Origin of the sequence: Streptomyces sp. GD-15H (assembly GCF_045291515.1) — a bacterium.
Lineage (GTDB): Bacteria > Actinomycetota > Actinomycetes > Streptomycetales > Streptomycetaceae > Streptomyces.
In genome coordinates, this window is record NZ_CP149447.1 from 3,501,597 (window position 1) to 3,517,159 (window position 15,563).

A 15,563-nucleotide genomic window follows, 5' to 3' on the forward strand; every position below is an offset into this window, starting at 1 on the left:
CGGGATGCCACCGCGGCCGCCCCCGGCCGGCGCGGAAGGAGCCGCGTCAGCCACGCAGGATCCGCCCCTGGTCGTCCGTGCGGTCGTTGCTGACCAGGTACATGATGCCGTCGATCATCGACCAGATGCCAAGGCCGCCGCAGGTGAGCAGCTGGGCGATGCCGATGCCGACCGAACCGACGTAGAAGCGGCCGATGCCGAGGGAGCCGAGGAAGAGCTGGAGGATACCGGCGACGATCTTCGACTTGTCGGAGTAGGGGCGGCCGTAGGGGTCGTACCCGTAGAGCGCGTGGGGGTCGCCCGGGGGGAACCCCGGGGACTTCTGGTCAGCCGGCCTGCTGGTAGCCGGGCGGCGGGTAGCCGCCGGGGGGCTGCTGCTGGGGGTAGCCGTAGCCGGGCTGACCGGCCTGCGGGTAGCCGTAGGGGTCGGGCTGTCCGGCCGCGCCGGGGTTCGGGGGGCCGAAACCGGGCGGCTGGGACGGCTGCTGCGGCTGCTCGCTCACGGTGGTGTCTCTCCTGGAGGATGCGGAAACTGCCAGTCATCTTGCAGGACGCGGAGGGCAAAGAGAAGTCGGGGGCCCTACGTCGGCCGCCCCTCCGGAAGAGTGACCCGCCACCGCCCTGTCACCTCATCTGCCCACTTCGCACGGAGAACACCTGATGTGACGTCATGTCAGGTGACGAGTCCTGCGAACTGCTCGGGTTCGACCATGTGCTGCCGCCCGTCGGGGACCTCGACGAGGCCGTCGGGTTCTACGGGCGGGCCGGGTTTCCCGTCGGCTTCCGGCTGGACGAGGCCGGGACCGTCCTGCTGAAGGTGGGCGGCGAGACGCCCGGGACGGTGCTGCGGCTCGAGGAGGGGCTGGGGTGCCGACCGCCGGTGTGGCCCTCCGCACGGGTGTGGCTGGAGGTGCCCGACGCCCGGGTCGCCGCCGAGGCGTTGAGCGGTGCCGGGATCGGTCCGCTCGACGGGCTCTTCTCGGGCGCCACCGGCTGGACCGTCGAGTTCGCCGGCCCCTGGGGCAACGTGGTCGGCCTGACCGACTACACCAAGCGCCCTCAGCTCGGGCGCCGACCGTGACCACCGGCCGTCCCCGCGACGGGCCGGGACGGCCCCGCGCCGCCCCGTAGGGCCTTCCTCCCGCCGGGGGGCTTTCCGCCTGCCGTTAGGCTCTCCTTCCGTGCCCGCGAAGAACGACGGCCCCGGCGACGGTGCCGCACCCAGCAAGTCCGAGCAGACCCGCGCCCTGATCCTGGAGACGGCCATGCGGCTGTTCCAGGAGCGCGGGTACGGCAGGACGACCATGCGGGCCATCGCCGCGGAGGCCGGTGTCTCCGTCGGTAACGCGTACTACTACTTCGAGGGCAAGGAACACCTGATCCAGGGGTTCTACGACCGGATCGCCGCCGAGCACCGGCGGGTGGTCCGGGAGATCCTGGACCGGGAGACCGAGCTGGAGGCCCGGCTCGCGGGCGTGCTGAAGGCATGGCTGGACATCGCCACGCCGTACCACGAGTCCGCGGTGCAGTTCTTCAAGAACGCCGCCGACCCGGACAGCCCGCTCAGCCCCTTCTCCCCGAGTCGGAGCACGCGCGCGTGCAGGCGATCGGTGTCCACCGGGAGGTGCTGGCCGGGTCGGGGGCCAAGGTCGCACCGGAACTGCGGGGGGTGCTGCCCGAGCTGATGTGGCTGGCCCAGATGGGCCTCGTCCTGTACTGGATCTTCGACCGCACCGAGGACCGCGCACACAGTTACCGCCTCGCCGAGCGCGGCGCCCGCATCACCGCGCGGGGTGTCGCCCTGGCCCGTTTCCGCGTACTGCGCCCCCTGGTCCGCGAGGTCCACGAACTGTTCACGGACTTCCTGCCGGGCCTGACCAGGGCCCTGCCCGACCCGGCGAAGCCCCGCGGCACACCCGCCGGCCACGACCGCCCCGCACCGCTCGGCTGACCGCGCCCCGCGCGGGAGGCGCGCGGGGCAGCCGTCAGGTCTGCTTCGACGCCAGTTCGATCACCGTGATGTCCGACGGCGCGCCGACCCGGGTCGGCGGGCCCCAGGCGCCGGCGCCGCGGCTGACGTACAGCTGGGTGTCGCCGTAGCGGTCGAGACCGGCGAGGGTCGGGTTGACGGCGCCGGCGACGAGGCTGGCGGGCCAGAGCTGGCCGCCGTGGGTGTGGCCGGAGAGCTGGAGGTCGACGCCGTGGTCGACGGCCTCGTGGACCTGCACCGGCTGGTGGGCGAGGAGCACGCACGCGCGTGCCCGGTCCCGGTCGCCGAGCGCCCGCGCGTAGTCGGGCCCCTGGCCGTAGCCCTCACCGGCCAGGTCGTTCACCCCGGCGAGGTCGAAGTGCGGGAGTTCCGTGCGGGCGTTCTCCAGGGGGCGCAGACCGAGCCGGCGCACCTCGTCGACCCACTCCTCGGCGCCGGAGAAGTACTCGTGGTTTCCGGTGACGAAGAAGGAGCCGTGCCGCGCCGTCAGCTGCGCCAGGGGAGCCGCGGCCGGGCCGAGGTCCTTCACGGTGCCGTCCACCAGGTCGCCGACGACGGCGATCAGGTCGGGCTGGGTCGAGTTGATCGTGTCGACGACCTTCTGCGCGAAGCCCCGGCCGAGAACAGGTCCCAGGTGGATGTCGCTGACCACCGCGATCCGGTAACCGTGCGCCGCGCGGGGCAGCTTGGCGAGCGGCACGGTGACCCGCTTCACCCGCGGTCCGCGCAGCACGTCGTACGTGCCGTACCCGACCGTCCCGACGGCCGCCGCGGCGGCGGCCCCGGCGACCACCCGGGAGACGAAGAGACGACGGGAGGGACCGACAGGGAGGGAGGCAGTGGCGGGACCGGCAGGGGCGGCTGGAGCGGCCGGATCGGGGGTGGCTGAGTCAGGGGTGCCGGGGGTGCCGGTGGGGGCAGGGGTGTCCGGGCCCGCCGACTGCGTCGATCCCGGTGCGGCGGCCATCGCTCCCGCGGGTATCGGCGTCGGTTCCTCGCGCGGCGGTGCCGTCCGCCGCGCCGCCCGGCGCTCCAGGACCAGGCGCAGTACCGGGCGTACGACCTCACCCGCGAGCACCCCCAGCAGCAGGTAGAGGCACAGGGCCAGCCAGAGGAAGCCGGGCCAGGCCAGGACCTGGTGGAGCCAGAACGGGGCACCGCCGCGCGCGGTGAAGGAGGCCGCGAAGGTCACCGCCCAGCCCCCGGCGATCACCAGGACGCCCAAGCGGCGCACGGCACCCGGCCCCCGGGTCGTGTCGCGGAACAGACGGCGCCACACGTACCAGTTGCCCGTCACCAGGACGGCGAGGACCAGCAGTGCGATGAGTACCAAGACGATGGGCACGGTGCGGTGTTCCCCAGTTTTCCGTTACGACGTCCGTGACGTCCGGCTCAGTGCGCGCAGACCACGCAACCCGATGACCCCGATGACCGTCCCCCATACGAAAGAGACGACGGCCAGCAGCAGATGGACCCAGAAGTACGCCGTCGGCTCGCCGTCGTCGAACGCGAGACCGCTGCCGTCCTTGACCAGGTTCCTGACGAAAGTGATCCAGATGATCCAGCTCCACACCCCGAAGACGAGCAGGAACCAGGAGACGGGGCGGCTGAGTTTCACCAGATCAAACCTTTCATCACAACGCCGGGCACCCGGAGTCGGCCAGGGGGCCGGGAGTGGTCACCCGGACGGGCACGGCATGGATCCAGTATCGCCGGACGGTGTCCGATTCCGTTCACGGGGTGGGGGCGGAAGGGGGACTTCCCCGGGCAGGACATGTACGTTTCCGACCGTGCCCACACCCAAAAACTCCATCCGGCGATCACTGCTGGTCACTTCCGCCGTTCTGTTGTCCACCGCGCTGACCGCTCCCGTCGCACTCGCGGCGCCGAGCCCTTCGAGCAGTCCGTCGAAGAGCCCCTCGGCCACTCCCCCGGCGACCATGTCGTCGGTGGGCGGCGCACGGCTCGGGCAGCCGGGAACGCAGGTCAACCTCGCGAGCGGGGTGCCGGTGCTGCCGAAGGAACTGTCGGCCCGTTCCTGGATCGTCGCCGACGCCGAGTCCGGCGCGGTGCTCGCCGCGCACAACGCGCACTGGCGGCTGGCCCCGGCGAGCACCCTGAAGATGCTGTTCGCCGACACGCTGCTGCCGAAGTGGCCCGGGTCCGCCAAGCACAAGGTCGTTCCCTCCGACCTCGCCGGTATCGGCCCCGGCTCCAGCATGGTCGGGATCAAGGAGGAGGAGACCTACACCGTCCACGACCTGTGGCTCGGCGTCTTCCTTCGCTCCGGCAACGACGCCGTGCGGGTGCTGTCCGCCATGAACGGGGGCGTCGAGACCACCGTCAAGGAGATGAACGAGCACGCCGAGGAGCTCCAGGCCCTCGACACGCACGCGGTGAGCCCGGACGGCTACGACGCCGAGGGCCAGGTGTCGTCCGCGTACGACCTGACGCTGATCGCCCGTTCCGGGCTGCAGAAGAAGGCCTTCCGGGAGTACGCCTCGACGGTCCGCGCCAACTTCCCGGGCGAGACGAAGAAGAACAAGAAGGGCAAGAAGGTCCGCAAGCCCTTCGAGATACAGAACACCAACCGGCTGCTGTCCGGTGACTACGACGTACCCGTCTACGAGGGCATCGCGGGTGTGAAGAACGGCAACACCACCAACGCGGGAGCGACCTTCACCGGGGTCGCCGAGCAGGACGGCACAGTGCTGCTCGTCACCGTGATGAACCCGGAGAAGGACGGGCGCAACGCGGTCTACAAGGAGACCGCGAAGCTCTTCGACTGGGGTTTCAAGGCGGCCGGCAAGGTCGATCCGGTGGGTGAGCTGGTGCCGCCGAAGAGCGCCGTGCGGGCCGACGCCCGGTCGGGTGCCTCCGCCTCCCCCGGCGAGGCGGGCGGCGCCGGCGACGGTACGCCCGGCGTCGCGGGTGCCGAGCCGGTGGCGAGCGCCGCGGCCGGGGGCGGCGCCGACGGCATAGGCACCGCGCTCGCCGTCACGGGCGGGGCGCTGGTGCTGCTCGCGGGCGGGGCGTTCCTGGTCAACCGCCGTTGGCCACTGCCGGATCTGGTGCGCCGCCGCCCGCGTCCGTGAGCGCGGTCTCCTCGTTCTGCGTCGTCGCGGTCCAGGCGGCGCAGAACAGAACGAGTTTCGCGGTGAAGTTGATCCACAGCAGCAGGGCGACCGGGACGCCGAACGCGCCGTACATGCTCTTCGTGGCCACGCCCTGCATATAGCCGCTGAGCAGCAGTTTCAGCAGTTCGAAACCGACCGCGCCGGTGAGCGCGGCCACCACCAGACGGCGGCGGGCGGGTTCAACGCCGGGCAGCAGGGTCAGGACGTACAGCAGGAGCAGGAAGTCGGCGCCCACGGCGACGGCGAAGGCCGCGACGTGCAGCACGATCCCGCCCCAGCCGCCCTCCTCCAACCCGATGCCCCGGCTGATCCGGCCGACCATCGCGGAGGCGACGGCGGACGCGCCCAGGGTGATCAGGAACGCGCCGCCGAGCCCGATGAGGACGCCCGCGTCCTTGCCCTTGCGCAGGGCGGGATTCTCCTCCTCGTCGGGCAGCTCCCACACCGCGCGCAGGCACTCGCGCATGGATCCGGCCCAGCTGATGCCGGTGAGCAGCAGGGCGGCACCGGCGATGAGGCCCACGGTCCCGGCGTTCTGCACCAGGCCCCCGATGTCCAGTTGGTCGGAGATGCCGGGCACCTGCTGGGTGATCTTGTTCTGGAGGGTGTCCTGCTGTTCCTGGCCGAGAGTGGCGGCGCCGATCGCGGCGGCGACCGTGAGCAGCGGGAACAGCGCGACGAAGCTGGTGAACGTCATCGCGGCGGCCAGCCGCGTCCAGTGCACGCGGTCCATCCGCTCGTACGACCGCCACGCGTGCGTGCGCATCAGTCGCACCGCCCACGGGCCGACGACCGGGAGCTTCTTCAGCCAGTCCATGCATCGTCCCTGCCCCCGTCCCACCGGGCCGGAACCCCTGACCGGAACCCCTGCCGCAGCGACATCCCGTTAATCACCCGTTCCGGGCAGGAAAGTGACGTCTCGAAACCGATCGCTCCCGCATGGGCGACACGGTCGCCGGAGGCCGCCGTGCGGGTCGCGCAGACCGACTACACCGGCGCGGTCCCGGCGGGCCTCGTGTGCGCGAGCGCCCCCAGGCCCAGGGACACTGCTCCCCGGTGGTGCTGTCGTCCGTCGCCGGTGGGCGGGCCCGCCGCGCGGACTTCGTCTACGGCATCCACGGCTCCGGCGAGGCAGGCCCGGACACCGTCGCCCAGGACCTCGGCGACGCGCTGTACGGCCCGGGCGTGCACGTCATGGCCGTACGCCCCGGCTTCGTCCGTACCCGGATGACCGCGGGGCCGCCCGAGGCGCCACTCGCCACCCCGCCGGAGGCGGTGGCGACGGCGGTCGAGCTGGGGCTGCGGCGCCGAACGGAGACGGTACGGGTGCCGGGTACGGCGGTCAGTGCGCGGAGACGGAACCGCGGTCCGCGCACCCGGTCTGCGAAGGCACCACCAGCGAGCCGAACGGGAACTTCCGCAGCATGCGCCACACCGCGTCGGCGCCCTGTTCGTAGAGCGCGAAGCCGGTGCAGGCCCAGCGCGCCTCGTAGTCGGCGAGTTCCTCGAAGGCGCGGTCCAGCGCCGCCTCGTCGATCCCGTGCGCCACGGTGACGTGCGGGTGGTACGGGAACTGCAGCTCACGGGCGACGGGACCGGACGCGTCGCGGACCTGCTTCTGCAGCCAGGTGCAGGCCTCGGCGCCCTCCACGATCCGGACGAACACGACCGGCGACAGCGGCCGGAAGGTGCCGGTGCCCGACAGCCGCATGGGGAACGGCCGACCGATCGCGGCGACCTCGCTCAGATGCGCCTCGATGGCCGTCAGGTCGCCCTCGTCGACCTCCGTCGGCGGCAACAGGGTGACATGCGTGGGGATACCGTGAGCGGCGGCGTCGCCGAAGCCCGCGCGCAGCTGCTGAAGCCGGCTGCCGTGGGGCTCCGGGACCGCGATCGACACACCGATCGTTACGGTCCCCACGTCGTCTCCTTCGTTGTGGTGGTGGTGATCTTCGGCGAGCACCCGGCGACCGCCGAAGCGGTCGCCCTCTCCCCGACTGTACGACCACGGCCCCGTCCCGGGCAGGCGCAGCCGGAGTGATGTACGGCGCTCGCCCGGTGGTACGGACCGGTGCCGGGGTCGCGTTCAGTACTGCCGGTAACCTGGTCCGTTCAGTGCTTGGCGGGCAGGAAGCCCACCCGGTCGTAGGCCTGGGCGAGGGTCTCCGCGGCGACGGCACGCGCCTTCTCCGCACCCTTGGCCAGGATCGAGTCGAGTGTCTCGGGGTCGTCCAGGTACTGCTGGGTGCGCTCCTTGAAGGGGGTCACGAACTCGACCATGACCTCGGCGAGGTCCGTCTTCAGCGCACCGTAGCCCTTGCCGGCGTACCGCTCCTCCAATTCGGTGACACCCGCTCCGGTCAGGGTCGAGTAGATCGTCAGGAGGTTGCTGACGCCGGGCTTGTGCTCGCGGTCGAAACGGACCACCGTGTCGGTGTCCGTGACCGCGCTCCTGACCTTCTTCGCGGTGGCCTTCGGCTCGTCGAGCAGGTTGATCAGGCCCTTCGGGGTGGCCGCCGACTTGCTCATCTTGGCGGTCGGGTCCTGAAGGTCGTAGATCTTCGCCGTTTCCTTGAGGATGTACGCGCTCGGGACGGTGAAGGTGTCGCCGTAGGTCTGGTTGAAGCGGTCGGCGAGGTCGCGGGTCAGCTCCAGGTGCTGGCGCTGGTCCTCACCGACCGGGACCTGGTCGGCCTGGTAGAGCAGGATGTCGGCGACCATCAGCATCGGGTACGTGAACAGGCCGACGGTGGTGCGGTCGCTGCCCTGCTTGGCGGACTTGTCCTTGAACTGGGTCATCCGGGACGCCTCGCCGAAGCCGGTGACGCAGTTCATCAGCCAGCCGAGCTGGGCGTGCTCGGGGACGTGGCTCTGCACGAACAGCGTGCAACGGTCCGGATCGAGGCCGGCCGCGAGGAGCTGGGCGGCGGCGACGCGGGTGTTCTCGCGCAGTTCCCTCGGGTCCTGCGGGACCGTGATCGCGTGCAGGTCGGCGAGCATGTAGAACGCGTCGTGGGTCTCCTGCAGGGCCACCCACTGGCGCACGGCGCCGAGGTAGTTGCCGAGGTGGAACGAGCCGGAGGTCGGCTGGATACCGGAGAGCACGCGCGGAGAGGCCATGTTCACCATTCTCTCAGGCCGCGGGGAGCGGTCGGGCACGGGTTCGGAACAGGGGGGTTCCATTCCGTCCGCGGTGGTGTAACAAGGGCCGGGAGCGGGTGGGAGGGGAGCGGCGTGCGGCGAGGGGTGTGCGCGATCGCGGCGACGGCGGCGGTGCTACTGGTGGAGGTGCCCGGGGCCGCGGCGGCGGACGGTGCGCCGCCCGCCGGGGAGCCGGACGTGGCGGTGGTCGTGTGGTCCGGCACCGGACGCACCGCGTCCTGGCACGCCGGGGAGGCCGGCTTCGACCGGCTGCGGAGCCTGCTGGACCCGGCGTACACGGGCACGGAGCGGGTCCCGGAGACCTGGACAAAGGGACGCCGGCCTCCGGTGCGGTTCACCGTGCTGTGGGGGCTGACCGGGGTCGGGGGCTGGCCGCAGACGCGGCGGGCGCCGGGTGGCGACGTGGCGATGCTGCGCCAGGACCAGCTGTTTCTCGCCGAGGACGGCACGCCGTGGGTGCGCACGGACCCGGCGCCGGACCTGGCGGACGACGACATCCGCTGGCACCGGGTGCCGCGGAAGGTCTACGACCGGCTGGACGAGGCCGGTTTCCTCGGGGCGGAGCCCGCCGATCCCGACGGCGGCGACGGCGTGCGGGACCGGTTGTGGTGGGCTGCCGCGGGGATCGGGGCGGGCATCGCCGGGACCCTGCTGACACGCCGCGCGGCGGCCCGGTACGGTGCCGGACCGCCGCGTGAGGAGCCGCGTCAGGAACTGATCGACCTCTGAGCCGCCTGGACCCGTGCGTCAGCCGAGGTCGATCTCCGGGTAGAGCGGGAAACCGGCGACGAGGTCGGTGGCGCGGCGGGAGATCTCGTCGGCGGTCTTCGCGTCGAGGACGTGCGCGGCCTTGGACGGGGCGCCGGACTTGGTGGTGCCGGGCTCCGTGGTGGTCAGCACGCGGTCGATGAGGGCGGCGACCTCGTCCATCTCGGCGGTGCCCAGGCCGCGCGTGGTCAGCGCGGGGGTTCCGACGCGGATGCCGGAGGTGTACCAGGCGCCGTTGGGGTCGGCCGGGATGGCGTTGCGGTTGGTGACGATGCCCGACTCGAGCAGGGCGGCCTCGGCCTGACGGCCGGTGAGGCCGTAGGAGGCGGCGACGTCGATCAGGTTGAGGTGGTTGTCGCTGCCGCCGGTGACGAGGGTGGCGCCGCGGCGCATCAGGCCGTCGGCGAGGGCGCGGGAGTTGTCCACAACACGCTGGGCGTAGTCCTGGAAGGAGGGCTGCCGGGCCTCCGCCAGGGCGACCGCCTTGGCGGCCATGACATGCGGGAGCGGACCGCCCAGGACCATCGGGCAACCGCGGTCGACCTGGTCCTTGAGGGAGGCGTCGCACAGGACCATGCCGCCGCGCGGGCCGCGCAGCGACTTGTGGGTGGTGGTGGTGACGATCTGGGCGTACGGGACCGGGTCGAAGTCGCCGGTGAGGACCTTGCCGGCGACGAGACCGGCGAAGTGGGCCATGTCGACCATGAGCGTGGCGTCGACCTCGTCGGCGATCTCCCGCATGATCCGGAAGTTCACCAGACGGGGGTAGGCGGAGTAACCGGCGACGATGATCAGCGGCTTGAACTCGCGGGCGGAGGCGCGCAGCGCCTCGTAGTCGAGGAGGCCGGTGGCCGGGTCGGTGCCGTAGGAACGCTGGTCGAACATCTTGCCGGAGATGTTCGGGCGGAAGCCGTGGGTGAGGTGGCCGCCGGCGTCCAGGGACATGCCGAGCATGCGCTGGTTGCCGAAGGCGCGGCGCAGTACGGCCCAGTCGGCGTCGGAGAGGTCGTTGACCTGGCGGACACCGGCCTTCTCCAGGGCGGGGACCTCGACGCGCTGGGCGAGCACGGACCAGAAGGCGACCAGGTTGGCGTCGATGCCCGAGTGCGGCTGGACGTAGGCGTGGCGGGCGCCGAACAGTTCCTTGGCGTGCTCGGCGGCCAGCGACTCGACGGTGTCGACGTTGCGGCAGCCGGCGTAGAAGCGGCGGCCGACGGTGCCCTCGGCGTACTTGTCGCTGAACCAGTTGCCCATCGCCAGGAGGGTGGCCGGGGAGGCGTAGTTCTCGGAGGCGATCAGCTTGAGCATCTCGCGCTGGTCGGCGACCTCCTGGCTGATGGCGTCGGCGACGCGCGGCTCGACGGCGCGAATCACCTCGAGGGCGGAACGGAAGGCGGTGGAAGCGGTGGAGAGGGGCTCGGCGGACATGAGGGACCTCCGGACGTGGCGTTCAGCGTGCACGGCATGGCCCAGGCGCACGGCACTCGTACCGGGCGCAGGGGGTGGCCCGCGGGCCGCTCCCCGATGGTCGGTCCCATCCCAGCGCGCCAGTCACGGCCCTCGGTCAGCCTACCGGGCGGCGCTGAGTGTCGTAGTGGGGCGTCCACCATGCGAGCGGAAGCGTCTGCCCAGCGACTGCCGGTTGCGGGTTTGTTGTGGCTGGTCGCGCAGTTCCCCGCGCCCCTCGAAGGGGCGCTCACAGGATCACGTGCGGCAGGAACCGGGCGTACTCGTCGGTGATGAGGCCCGAGGACTCGCGGATGCCGAGGCCGGCGGACTCGCCCCCGACGGTCCAGGCGCCGAGGACGACGTGGTTGCCGTCGAAGTCCGGCAGCGGGGCGAATTGCTGGTAACAGCAGGGCTCGTCGCGGACGACGGGGGCGCTGCCCGGGTGGTGGATCGTCACACCGGCGCCCTCGCGGCCGAGCAGCGGCTTGGCCACGTAGCCCGCGCCCGACGCCAGGTCGCGCGGGCCGTCTAGGTGGGCCGGGAGGAGGTTGGGGTGGTCCGGGTGGAGCTCCCAGAGGATCGCCAGCAGGGCCTTGTTGCTCAGCAGCATCTTCCAGGCCGGCTCGATCCACAGGGTGCTGCCGGTGCCGCCGCCGTTGTCGAGGGTGTCGAGGACGTGACCGGCGAAGCGGTCGGTGGTGAGCCACTCCCAGGGGTACAGCTTGAAGATGCTGCGGATGAACCGGAGGCTCTTGTCCACGAAGCGGCCGGAGAGCCGGTCCCAGCCGATCTCCTCCATGGAGAGCCACTCGGTGTCGAGGCCCGCTTGTTCGGCGGTCTCCTTGAGGTAGGCGACGGTCATGAGGTCCTCGCCGAGTTCGTCGGCCGAGGAGTGGGCGAAGTGCAGGGGACTGCCCGGCGGGAGGAGGGCGGCCTGTTTCCTCCAGGCGTCGACAAGGCGTTCGTGGAGTGAGTTCCACTGGTCGGCACCGGGGAAGCGCTCCTCCATCCAGAACCACTGGGGCGAGGCCGCCTCCACGAGGGAGGTGGGGGTGTCGGCGTTGTACTCCAGGAGCTTCGCGGGGCCGGTTCCGTCGTAGCGGAGGTCGAAGCGGCCGTAGAGGGAGGGGAGTTCGGCGCGCCGGTGCCAGGCCTCGGCGACCGCTCGGACGACCCGCGGGTCGGTGATGCCGAGGTCGGCGAAGCGGTCGGCGGTGACGATGTGGTCGGCGGCCGCGAGGCACATGCGGTGCAGTTCCTCGACGACCTCCTCCAGCGCCTCGACCTCGTCCAGGCCGAAGACGTAGTAGGCGCTCTCGTCCCAGTAGGGGACCCAGGCGTCGTCGGGGACGGGCATTCCCGACGCTCGCGCGGACTCGAGAGCCCTGGGAAGGGTGAGGGGGTAGATGAGCCCTTGTTCCTCGACGGTCTGCTGCCAGCCGGGGCGGGGCTCGATGGTGCGGCGTTCCACGGGCGGGCCCTTCGTTCCTTCGCTCGAGGGGGTGTTCAGCCGCCGCCGCTGCCGGAGGAGGAGCCGAAGCCGCCCCGGTCGACGGCCTCGCTCCGGCTGAAGGTGCCGTCGTCGGCCCAGCCGCTGCTGACGTCGGCGTCGTAGTACCAGTCGGCGTTGACGCGCTGCGCCGAGCCGGAGGTGCCGCCCTTGCCCACGGAGCCGGAGGTCGTGCAGTTCTTGTCGGCGACGATCTTGTAGCCGTCGACGTAGTCGTAGCTGTTCCGGTCCACGCAGCGGCGGTCCGGTTCCGATCCGCACGCGGACAGGGCGGCCGCGAGAAGGCCCGCGCCGCCGAGCATCACCGTGCCGGACCGCAGCCGTCGCCGTGTCTCCGTCATGTCCCCACTCCCCCTTGTGCCGCGTGTGTCCGCCGCCGGGTGCCTGCTCCCCGGCTCGCGGCGGACAGCCTAGGCGTCGGCCGCCCGACGTGTCCGCGAGACCCCTGATGACGGCCCCCCCTCCCCCGTTGTTTTGCGGTTTTTGCGCCGGTGTGCGCGCGTGGCACGGCGCCGGGAGCCTCAGGGAAGGGCTCTGCACAGGGCGTCCAGGGTGGCCGCCCAGGCGTGGTCCGGTGGGGTGCCGTAGCCGACGACCAGGGCGTCCAGAGGGGCGACCTCGGCGGCGGGGTGGCGGAAGTAGGACAGGCCCTTCACGGCGAGGCCCTGCCAGGCGGCCGCCCGGACGACCGACTGCTCGGTGCCCGGCGGCAGCCGGAGCACGGCGTGCAGCCCGGCCGCGATGCCCGTCACCCGTACGTCGGCTGCCTGTTGGGCGACGGCCTCGACCAGGGCGTCACGGCGGCGCCGGTAGCGCAGGCGAGCGGCGCGGACGTGCCGGTCGTACGCACCGGAGGTGAGGAACTCGGCGAAGGTGAGCTGTTCGACGACGTTGACGGACCGGCCGACGCCGTGCGCGACGGCCTCCGGAAGCAGCGACGGGGGAAGCACCATCCAGCCCAGACGGAGGCCCGGGGCAAGGGACTTGCTGACTGTGCCGAGGTGGACCACGCGGTCGGGGTCCAGATCCTGAAGCGCGCCGACGGGCTGGCGGTCGTACCGGAATTCGCTGTCGTAGTCGTCCTCCAGGATCAGGCCGCTGGTGCGGCGGGCCCAGTCGATGACGGCTGCCCGGCGCTCGGGGCGCAGCACCCCGCCCAGGGGGAACTGGTGGGCGGGGTTGAGCAGCACCGCGACGGCGTCGCCCGGGTCGGCGTCGTCGGAGGGAATCGGGGTGGTGCGCAGACCGGCGCGTTCGATCAGGTTCCGGTGTTCGGGCAGACCGTAGGGCTCCACGGCGAGCGTGCGGGCGCCGCGGGCGCGCAGGACGTCGCCCAGCAGGCGGAGGCCGTGGGCGAATCCGGCGCAGACGACGACGCGTTCGGGGTCGGCGCGCACGCCCCGTACCCGCGCCAGGTAGTCGGCGAGGGCGGTGCGCAGTTCGGGGCGGCCCCTCGCGTCGCCGTATCCGAAGGCTTCGTTGGGGGCGGCCGCCAGGGCTCGGCGGGAGGCCCTGAGCCACTCGGCACGTGGGAAGGACGAGAGGTCGGGCGTGCCGGGGTGGAGGTTGTGGGGGAGCCTGCCGGGCGGGCGTTGCGGGGCCGGCGGCCTGGTGGCCGGCCGGGGCGCCGCACGGTCGGCGACGCGGGTCCCGGAGCCCTGCCGGGCGGTCAGCCGGCCCTCGGCGACCAGGTCGGCGTACGCCTCGGCGACGGTGTTGCGGGCGATGCCCAGGTCGGCGGCGAGCGCCCGGGAGGAGGGCAGGCGGGTGCCGGGGCGAGCCTGCCGCTGCGGACCGCTTCGCGCAGGGCGTCGGTCAGGCCGCGGCGCAGGCCCGGACCCGCCGGTTCCAGATGGAGGTCGATGCCGAAAGTGGCCCAGGGTTTCGCCATGCGAGTGGACCATACTCCTGGGCTGCCTCGCTCCTACGCTCGATGCCATGACGACGACCACGAACGACGGCACGACGGCGACCACGAGCGAGGGCGGAGCGACGGCCCAGGGGTACGCACCCGAGCAGGCCCCCAGGCTGGACTGGTCCGCGCTCGCCCCGGACGTCTTCAAGGCGATGATGCGGCTCGACGCGGCGGCCCGGAAGGGGGTCGACCCGAAGCTGCTGGAGCTGGTGAAGATCCGTGCCTCGCAGCTCAACCACTGCGCCTTCTGCCTGGACATGCACAGCAAGGACGCGCTCGCCGCGGGCGAGAGCGTGGAGCGGATCGTGCAGCTCGCCGCCTGGGAGGAGTCACGGCACTTCTACACGGAGAAGGAGCTCGCGGCGATCGAGCTGACCGAGGCGGTGACGGTCCTGACCGAAGGGTTCGTGCCGGACGAGGTGTACGGGCGGGCCGCCGAGCAGTTCGAGGAGGCCGAGCTGGCGCAGCTGATCGCCACGATCACGGTCATCAACGCCTGGAACCGGTTCGGCGTGACCTGCCGCCTGGCCCCGGGTCACTACCAGCCGGGCTCGCACGCCTGACCGGTCTCCGGTACGTGCCGCGTGACAGCACGTACCGCGTGACAAGTGGCCCCGGACCCACCGTGCTCGGTGGGTCCGGGGCCACGCGTCACGCCCGGGCCGGACCGGCCGTCAGGACAGCCACTCCTTCCAGGTGGACTCGTGGCTGTCCACCCACTTCTTCGCCGCCTCCTGAGGTGTCAGCTTCTGGTCGGCGATCATCAGGGAGACCTCGTTCTGGTCCTCCGTCGACCATTCGAACTTCTTCAGGAAATCCGCCGCCTCGCCCCCGTCCTTCGCGAAGTCCGCGTTGAGGTACTTCTGCAGCGGGGCGGTCGGGTAGGCGCAGGCGACCTTCTCCGGGTCGGCGTCGCAGCCCTCCGTGTACGGGGGCAGCTCCACCTCGGTCATCGGCACCTTCTCGAACAGCCAGTGGGGTGTGTTCCAGTAGGTGAGGAAGGGCTTCTGCTCCTTGGCGAACTGCTTGATCTGGGTGAGCAGCGCGGCCTCGGAACCGGCGAACACCACCTTGAAGTCCAGCTTCAGGTTCTTCACCAGCGCCTTGTCGTGGGTGAGGTAGGCCGGTGAGCCGTCCATCAGCTGGCCCTTGCCGCCGCTCTCCGCGGTGCGGAACCGGTCGGCGTACTTGTTGAGGTCCTTCCAGCTCTTCAGGTCGGGGTGCTGCTCGGCGAAGTACGTCGGTATGAACCAGCCGATGTGCCCGGTGACCCCGAGGTCGCCGCCGCGCGCGATCGTCTTCTTGTCCTCGACGTACAGCTGTTCCTGCTCGGGGTGGCCCCAGTCCTCCAGGATCGCGTCGACCCGGCCCTGGCTGAGCGCGTCCCAGGCGGGCACCTCGTCGACCTGGACGATGTCGACGCGGTAGCCGAGTTCGTTCTCCAGCAGGTGCTGGGCGACGGCCACGTTGGCCAGGGAACCCACCCAGGACTGCACCGCCAGGTTCACCGTCCTGGCACCCTTGGCGTTGGCGTACGGCGAGGCCTGCTTGGTCATGTCCGCGGCACCGCAGCCGGTGAGCAGCGCGAGCGCGAAGGCTCCGGCCACCGCGGAGGTCGTACGGCGTCGCATG

General features: G+C 71.7%; 13 protein-coding genes and 4 pseudogenes. 6 read left to right on the forward strand and 11 right to left on the reverse strand.

Features of this window, described 5'->3' with window-relative positions:
* Window positions 1-46: 46 nt before the first annotated feature.
* Window positions 47-503: pseudogene (locus WJ438_RS16250) on the reverse strand (TM2 domain-containing protein).
* 167 nt (window positions 504-670) lie between these two features.
* On the opposite strand from WJ438_RS16250, the gene WJ438_RS16255 reads away from it, so the two are divergent.
* Both WJ438_RS16255 and WJ438_RS16260 read left to right on the forward strand, forming a co-directional pair.
* Window positions 671-1,081 carry a VOC family protein gene (locus WJ438_RS16255; RefSeq protein ID WP_406725900.1) on the forward strand — a complete coding sequence of 137 codons (411 nt, stop codon included), beginning with the start codon at window positions 671-673 and terminating at the stop codon, window positions 1,079-1,081.
* A 100-nt stretch (window positions 1,082-1,181) separates the two neighbouring features.
* Window positions 1,182-1,951, forward strand: a pseudogene (locus WJ438_RS16260) (TetR/AcrR family transcriptional regulator).
* Window positions 1,952-1,985: 34 nt separating this feature from the next.
* On the opposite strand, the gene WJ438_RS16265 reads toward WJ438_RS16260, so the two are convergent.
* On the reverse strand, window positions 1,986-3,335 hold the full coding sequence (locus WJ438_RS16265) for a metallophosphoesterase (RefSeq protein ID WP_406725901.1): 1,350 nt from the start codon (window positions 3,333-3,335) through the stop codon (window positions 1,986-1,988).
* Window positions 3,336-3,359: 24 nt separating this feature from the next.
* Window positions 3,360-3,608, reverse strand: a complete 249-nt coding sequence (locus tag WJ438_RS16270) for an SCO4848 family membrane protein (RefSeq protein ID WP_406725902.1) — start codon at window positions 3,606-3,608, stop codon at window positions 3,360-3,362.
* Between the two features lie 172 nt (window positions 3,609-3,780).
* Between WJ438_RS16270 and WJ438_RS16275 the strand changes: the two genes are divergently transcribed.
* Window positions 3,781-5,085 carry a D-alanyl-D-alanine carboxypeptidase family protein gene (locus WJ438_RS16275; protein ID WP_406725903.1) on the forward strand — a complete coding sequence of 435 codons (1,305 nt, stop codon included), beginning with the start codon at window positions 3,781-3,783 and terminating at the stop codon, window positions 5,083-5,085.
* Here the strand turns inward: WJ438_RS16275 and WJ438_RS16280 are convergent.
* Complete coding sequence (locus tag WJ438_RS16280) at window positions 5,033-5,944, reverse strand: YihY/virulence factor BrkB family protein (protein WP_406725904.1); 912 nt, start codon at window positions 5,942-5,944, stop codon at window positions 5,033-5,035. The two genes, WJ438_RS16275 and WJ438_RS16280, sit on opposite strands and share 53 nt — an antisense overlap.
* 138 nt (window positions 5,945-6,082) lie before the next feature.
* On the opposite strand from WJ438_RS16280, the pseudogene WJ438_RS16285 reads away from it, so the two are divergent.
* Window positions 6,083-6,462 (forward strand): annotated as a pseudogene (locus WJ438_RS16285) (decaprenylphospho-beta-D-erythro-pentofuranosid-2-ulose 2-reductase); the annotation flags it as partial.
* Between the two features lie 7 nt (window positions 6,463-6,469).
* On the opposite strand, the gene WJ438_RS16290 reads toward WJ438_RS16285, so the two are convergent.
* Window positions 6,470-7,048, reverse strand: coding sequence for a 2'-5' RNA ligase family protein (locus WJ438_RS16290; RefSeq protein ID WP_406725905.1), 579 nt, complete (start codon window positions 7,046-7,048; stop codon window positions 6,470-6,472).
* 191 nt (window positions 7,049-7,239) lie between these two features.
* Window positions 7,240-8,247, reverse strand: coding sequence for a tryptophan--tRNA ligase (trpS, locus tag WJ438_RS16295; RefSeq protein ID WP_406725906.1), 1,008 nt, complete (start codon window positions 8,245-8,247; stop codon window positions 7,240-7,242).
* Window positions 8,248-8,361: 114 nt separating this feature from the next.
* On the opposite strand from trpS, the gene WJ438_RS16300 reads away from it, so the two are divergent.
* Window positions 8,362-9,018 carry a hypothetical protein gene (locus tag WJ438_RS16300; protein WP_406725907.1) on the forward strand — a complete coding sequence of 219 codons (657 nt, stop codon included), beginning with the start codon at window positions 8,362-8,364 and terminating at the stop codon, window positions 9,016-9,018.
* Between the two features lie 18 nt (window positions 9,019-9,036).
* Here WJ438_RS16300 and WJ438_RS16305 read toward each other — a convergent pair whose 3' ends face one another.
* The 4 genes and pseudogenes from WJ438_RS16305 to WJ438_RS16320 all read right to left on the reverse strand — a co-directional run bounded on the left by WJ438_RS16305 (window position 9,037) and on the right by WJ438_RS16320 (window position 13,907).
* On the reverse strand, window positions 9,037-10,485 hold the full coding sequence (locus WJ438_RS16305) for a glycine hydroxymethyltransferase (protein ID WP_406725908.1): 1,449 nt from the start codon (window positions 10,483-10,485) through the stop codon (window positions 9,037-9,039).
* A gap of 268 nt (window positions 10,486-10,753) precedes the next feature.
* Window positions 10,754-11,977: a glutathionylspermidine synthase family protein gene (locus tag WJ438_RS16310; protein WP_406725909.1), complete on the reverse strand. Its 1,224-nt coding sequence runs from the start codon at window positions 11,975-11,977 to the stop codon at window positions 10,754-10,756.
* Between the two features lie 35 nt (window positions 11,978-12,012).
* Entirely contained in the window at window positions 12,013-12,357 is a 345-nt protein-coding gene (locus tag WJ438_RS16315) for a hypothetical protein (protein ID WP_406725910.1), read from the reverse strand.
* 180 nt (window positions 12,358-12,537) lie between these two features.
* Window positions 12,538-13,907: pseudogene (locus WJ438_RS16320) on the reverse strand (PLP-dependent aminotransferase family protein).
* Between the two features lie 47 nt (window positions 13,908-13,954).
* Between WJ438_RS16320 and WJ438_RS16325 the strand changes: the two are divergent.
* On the forward strand, window positions 13,955-14,494 hold the full coding sequence (locus tag WJ438_RS16325) for a carboxymuconolactone decarboxylase family protein (protein WP_406725911.1): 540 nt from the start codon (window positions 13,955-13,957) through the stop codon (window positions 14,492-14,494).
* A gap of 111 nt (window positions 14,495-14,605) precedes the next feature.
* Here WJ438_RS16325 and WJ438_RS16330 read toward each other — a convergent pair whose 3' ends face one another.
* Window positions 14,606-15,562: an ABC transporter substrate-binding protein gene (locus tag WJ438_RS16330; RefSeq protein WP_406725912.1), complete on the reverse strand. Its 957-nt coding sequence runs from the start codon at window positions 15,560-15,562 to the stop codon at window positions 14,606-14,608.
* Between the last annotated feature and the right edge of the window lies 1 nt (window position 15,563).